The sequence below is a fragment of the Loktanella fryxellensis genome, from assembly GCF_900110065.1.
Lineage (GTDB): Bacteria > Pseudomonadota > Alphaproteobacteria > Rhodobacterales > Rhodobacteraceae > Loktanella > Loktanella fryxellensis.
In genome coordinates this window covers 1-4604 of sequence record NZ_FOCI01000056.1, presented here as the reverse complement: position 1 = coordinate 4604, position 4604 = coordinate 1, and the positions used below count along the sequence as shown (strand labels likewise).

At 55.9% G+C, this 4604-nt stretch carries 6 protein-coding genes; 3 read left to right on the top strand and 3 right to left on the bottom strand.

The window, feature by feature from the left end:
* Window positions 1-296 precede the first annotated feature (296 nt).
* Window positions 297-557, top strand: coding sequence for a CopG family ribbon-helix-helix protein (locus BMX16_RS17075; RefSeq protein WP_089905981.1), 261 nt, complete (start codon window positions 297-299; stop codon window positions 555-557).
* A complete protein-coding gene (locus tag BMX16_RS17070) occupies window positions 554-862 on the top strand; it encodes a type II toxin-antitoxin system RelE/ParE family toxin (protein WP_089905979.1) in 309 nt (102 codons plus the stop codon). The genes BMX16_RS17075 and BMX16_RS17070 overlap by 4 nt, the downstream gene beginning before the upstream one ends.
* 4 nt (window positions 863-866) lie before the next feature.
* Here BMX16_RS17070 and BMX16_RS17065 read toward each other — a convergent pair whose 3' ends face one another.
* On the bottom strand, window positions 867-1415 hold the full coding sequence (locus BMX16_RS17065) for a hypothetical protein (protein WP_089905977.1): 549 nt from the start codon (window positions 1413-1415) through the stop codon (window positions 867-869).
* A complete protein-coding gene (locus BMX16_RS17060; RefSeq protein ID WP_089905975.1) occupies window positions 1412-1672 on the bottom strand; it encodes a hypothetical protein in 261 nt (86 codons plus the stop codon). The genes BMX16_RS17065 and BMX16_RS17060 overlap by 4 nt, the downstream gene beginning before the upstream one ends.
* Window positions 1673-1827: 155 nt before the next feature.
* On the opposite strand from BMX16_RS17060, the gene mobQ reads away from it, so the two are divergent.
* A complete protein-coding gene (gene mobQ / locus BMX16_RS17055) occupies window positions 1828-3102 on the top strand; it encodes a MobQ family relaxase (protein ID WP_089905973.1) in 1275 nt (424 codons plus the stop codon).
* A 59-nt stretch (window positions 3103-3161) separates the two neighbouring features.
* Here mobQ and BMX16_RS17450 read toward each other — a convergent pair whose 3' ends face one another.
* Window positions 3162-3776, bottom strand: a complete 615-nt coding sequence (locus tag BMX16_RS17450) for an SHOCT domain-containing protein (protein ID WP_143058094.1) — start codon at window positions 3774-3776, stop codon at window positions 3162-3164.
* Window positions 3777-4604 lie beyond the last annotated feature (828 nt).

Below are 4604 nucleotides of genomic sequence, written 5' to 3'. Positions count from 1 at the left end.
ACCCGCGATTGCTCACACTACACCCGCGATTGCTCACATTTTGAGTCGTAAGCCGCTGATTTAAAAAGGATAATAGGCATAGAAAAAAGAAAGAAGAGAAAAAGAGAAAAGAAGGGACGTACTATTCCTGACCTGATGATGAAGGGAGCACTATAATATAAAATATCGCTAAGGAGGCAGCTGGATTTAATACCTAAGAAAACGGAAAAATATAAAATCTGACCGTGAGACAGTCTTTCCAAAGAAGCCAAACCAGTGTATGTGTACATATGAACACATGCTTAGAAGGTGATGAAATGACGACCAGCACCACAATGACGATCCGACTCGATCCGCAGCTCAAGGCAAAGCTGGGGAGGTTGGCAGACGGAACACGGCGAAGCCGATCCTTTCTGGCGGCTGAGGCGGTGGAAACCTACGTGGACCGCGAACTGGCCATCATCGAAGGCATCGAACGCGGGCTTGCGGACGTGCAAGCCGGACGGACGGTTAGCCATGAAGATGCTATGGCTTCACTGCGGCAGGTGATTGACGCGGCGGCGGACAACGCCGCGTGAGCCGACCCGTTCGCTGGTCAAACGATGCGTTGGCCGATCTTGCCGAGCAGGTTGCTTACATCGCCACCGACAATCCGTCAGCGGCCCGCCGTGTGGCCGCTGCCCTCGACAAGACGGCTCTGGCCCTTGGCGACATGCCGATAGGGCGCCCCGGACGGGTGACAGGCACCTATGAGAAATCCGTCACGGGTCTGCCTTACGTTGTAGCCTATGCGATCACGCAGACGGGCGGCGCGGAAGAAATCGCGATTGTCCGTGTGATCCACACATCGCGCGACTGGTCCGCCGAAGCATGGCCGGACTGATTTTTCACTGATCCGGTCTGTTGATCCAGATGGCGCAATAGCTGGACCCGTTGTCCTGTTCGACCACCTGCCCGCCTGCGGTGCCGCAATAGATGCTCGGAAACTGCCCGAACTCGCGGGCATCGCCGCGCCCCGCAATCCATGCCATCGCCAGCGCCCCGATAACGGCCCCTGTGGCGAGCATAGAGGCCAGCCACACCCAGAACCCGCCAAACCAGCGCCACGCCTCTCTACGGGCCTCTCCAGCGGCCTGTGAGAACTTTGCGCGTTCGTTGTCGAGGTCATGCCGGATTCCGGCCATGGCGCTCTCTGCGGCCCTCGTTGCGGCTTGTGTGGCGCTGCGGGCCATCTGGTCGCGATCCGCTTCCAGAGCCTCCTGAATTTCCCCCGGCGCATCCTCGGTTGCCTTCGCCATTTTCATGACTGCTGCCGTCACGATCTGATTCAGCTTCTTGGCCTCGTCCTTATCGAGACTGGTGCGTTGGAGCTGGTCCATGTCCTTGCGGATCAGGGTCAGCTCGTCGGCTAGTATCTGAAACGGATCCTTGCTCATGTCGGGTCCGCCTTTGCCGCTGCCTGATCCAGTTCGTCGAGCAGCCCGACCAGCTCTTTCTGATCGACGTCACGGGTGGCGTTCTTACGCAGGGTTGCCGCCATCCACCGTGCAATCTTTGGGTCTTTCAAAGCGGCATTGGTCACGATGGCCCCGACGATAATTTTCCGCCGGGTCTCACTGTCCTTTTGGCGGGTTTTAAGGCGGGCCAGCTTTGCTTGTGTTGTCGCAATCTGCTGATCTATTGTCCGCGCCATTCTGGTCTCCGTTATCACTATCTTAAGTTGCTTTTAAGCTATCGTGGATATAGAGAGCAAGACACGAAGTGCCCACTTATACAAACGCTGCGCGTTTGTGTGGATAGGGGAGACTGGCGTTTCCCCTTAACCCCTAAGCAAAGTGCAGCCCCCCAATGGCGATCTATCATCTTCGAGCTTCGATGATTTCCCGCAGTCAGGGCCGCAGCGCCACGGCAGCTGCCGCCTACCGCGTGGCCGAGCGGATCGAAGACCGCCGCACCGGGCTTGTCTTCGATTACGCGGCGCGGGGCGGTGTCGATCACACCGAAATCCTCGCGCCGGACCATGCGCCGGATTGGGTCCATGACCGATCCGAGCTGTGGAACCGCGTCGAGGAATCCGAGACCCGCAAGAACAGCCAGGTCGCTCGCGAGGTGCGCGTGGCCCTGCCCGACGAGCTGACCCATGCGCAGCGTGTCGCCCTGGTCCGCGACTACGCACAGGCGCAGTTCGTTGACCGTGGCATGGTGGCTGACATCGCTCTGCACGCGCCGGGGCGCGAGGGGGATGAGCGCAACCATCACGCCCACATTCTGCTGACCACCCGCGAGTTGGATGCAGAGGGCAGCGTGCCCGGCGGGGGCTTCACCACCAAGAACCGCGACTGGAACAAGGTCGAGGTTCTTGAGGGCTGGCGTGAGGCGTGGGCGCGGGACAGCAATGCGGCCTTAGAGCGGGCCGGCATCGAGGACCGCGTGGATCACCGGACGCTGGTGGCGCAGCGCGACGAGGCGCTTGAGCGGGCCTCAGTAGCGCGAGAGCGCGGCGACGAGGGCGCGGAGCTGCACGAGACCGTGCGGGCCATGTCGCTGGACCGCCCGCCCCTGCCCCAGCTTTCCCTTGGGGCGTGGCAGCTCAAGGAGCGCGGTATCGAGGTCGCTGCCGTCCGCGTCTGGCATGAGGTCAAGGACCGTGCCGCCGAGGTCAGGCAGGTGGTGCATGAGCTGACCGGACAGGTCCGCGATTGGCTGGACCGTGCGGCGGAGCGCGTCATGGACCGTCTGGGACCGGGACAGTCCGAACTGGCGCTTGCGGGGGGACGTGATGGCCGAGAGGAAGAACCCAACCTCGCCACGCGGTTGCGCGACGCATGGGAGGCGCGGCAGGGCCGTGAACAGGAACGGCGCGTCGATGCGCCGGAGCGGGAGGCACCGCAGGCTTCGCAAGCCCCGCAGGATCTGGCGACACGTCTGCGCGAGGCAGCGGAGGGCGTTGATCGTGAGGGTTTCGCGGATCGTGCAGCAGCGTTGCGCGAGGGCCGTGAGGCCGAGGAACGGCACACGGCGCAGGAGGTCGCAAAAGAGCAAGAACGGGTGAGAGAGTTGGAGCGCCAGCAGGATATTGAGCGGGAAGCCCATCGAGACCGAGGGCATGGGATTGAGCGATAATTGCATGCGAAGGAGGTTCGCCCAATTTGGCCCGACAGTAATGGACTCTGGTGTATGTGCTAGGAGCGGCCTAGTAGCTTTGAACGCGCTTCGTCAAATTCATCGTTCGATATGTGGCCATCTTCTTTAAGTTTCGCCCACTTAACAAGCTCATCGGCAACTGAGTATTGCTTCAGTTTTTGACTTTGAAGAATATCAATGCTGTTTTTTGGGCTGGCTTGAGGCGTTGTTTTTAATTGGTTCGAGAATATTCCGTTCGCAACCACCCATTCGCTGTGATTTCGCAATGGTTTGGAATATAGATGCTCTGCCATAAAAATATGACCGGCTGCAGTTGCCAATAAGCCTACGGTCCAAGCGGCAAGTATGCCGAAATCAACTTCATTGGGATTTCCCCAGAAACCGGGGTTGGAACGAATTTCTACCACAAAGATCAAAGCAACTACAGCAGCCCATATCAAAGTCAGAACAGCTATCAACTTCCAGTAAATATTTAAGGCTTTCACGGAGGCTTCGATGCTGGAAAAATCACGGTTTTTCTTCATCAAATAATAGCCAATAGCCAAGGCTAGAGCGGGGATAATGCCGACAAGCAACAGAATTGACGGTATCAAGAGCAGCAAAAACAAAAATATTTTGTAATGCTCATTTGCTATTAGCGGCTCGTTTTTCATAAATCTTCCACAAGTAATATAGGGCTTTTAGCCCGAATTTACCAAGTTTGATGATAAACTTGGTAGGACAAAGAGTACAAAAATCAGAACGGAAATGGAAATACCAAACAACCACGCGGTACGATTCCGTCGGACTGGCCAAGTTACCAGATACGCTATTCCCCAGCATGCCACCGCCTTCCCTACCCCCTCAGCGTAAGGGCTTTCCAAAGGGCCTGGGAAAACAATCGCATTCAAAATTGCTGCGATGATAGCGAACACTAAGAACGCTAGAGAATTTTTCATTAATACTGTCATGTGACCATCATAGATTGTTCTGCTTCAGTTAGTGGGCCTATCAGGCCAGATTGGGCCCAACTGATGACGAAATAGTGTCGACTAGATTTTCTACACGACAGTTACTGATAGCTGATCCAAGCCTATGCGAGATAATTGAGACACTGCACCATCCAAGCTTTTGAAATGCCTGGGGCTATAGGGATCCCTTGCGCTACAAAGAACAACCGGTTTTCCGTCCCATTCAGCAGATGAACCATAGAATTCAACTACATAATCGCCCTTACTTCCTATAATTCTGGCCCTGTCGATCATTTTGCTCTCGACCCTGATCTTAGCCATGGATTCTAAAATACAATTACTGCCGTCTATACCCGAAATCATAATGCTCAACCATCTATATCCATTTTTGTTACAATATTTAATACTGTAACAAAAATGGATAGTCAACAGTGCTTGCGATGGTAACTAAATGGATCGCGAGAATCCAAGCAAACCGCATTTCCCCCCTGCCGCGTTCGCGGATCTGCTGATGCCGGGGTCAACTCGCAG

Excerpts from the sequence above, each read along its gene's own strand:
- BMX16_RS17065 (WP_089905977.1), bottom strand. The coding sequence starts at position 1,415 with ATGAGCAAGGATCCGTTTCAGATACTAGCCGACGAGCTGACCCTGATC.
- BMX16_RS17060 (WP_089905975.1), bottom strand. The coding sequence starts at position 1,672 with ATGGCGCGGACAATAGATCAGCAGATTGCGACAACACAAGCAAAGCTG.
- BMX16_RS17450 (WP_143058094.1), bottom strand. The coding sequence starts at position 3,776 with ATGAAAAACGAGCCGCTAATAGCAAATGAGCATTACAAAATATTTTTG.
- BMX16_RS17075 (WP_089905981.1), top strand. The coding sequence starts at position 297 with ATGACGACCAGCACCACAATGACGATCCGACTCGATCCGCAGCTCAAG.
- mobQ (WP_089905973.1), top strand. The coding sequence starts at position 1,828 with ATGGCGATCTATCATCTTCGAGCTTCGATGATTTCCCGCAGTCAGGGC.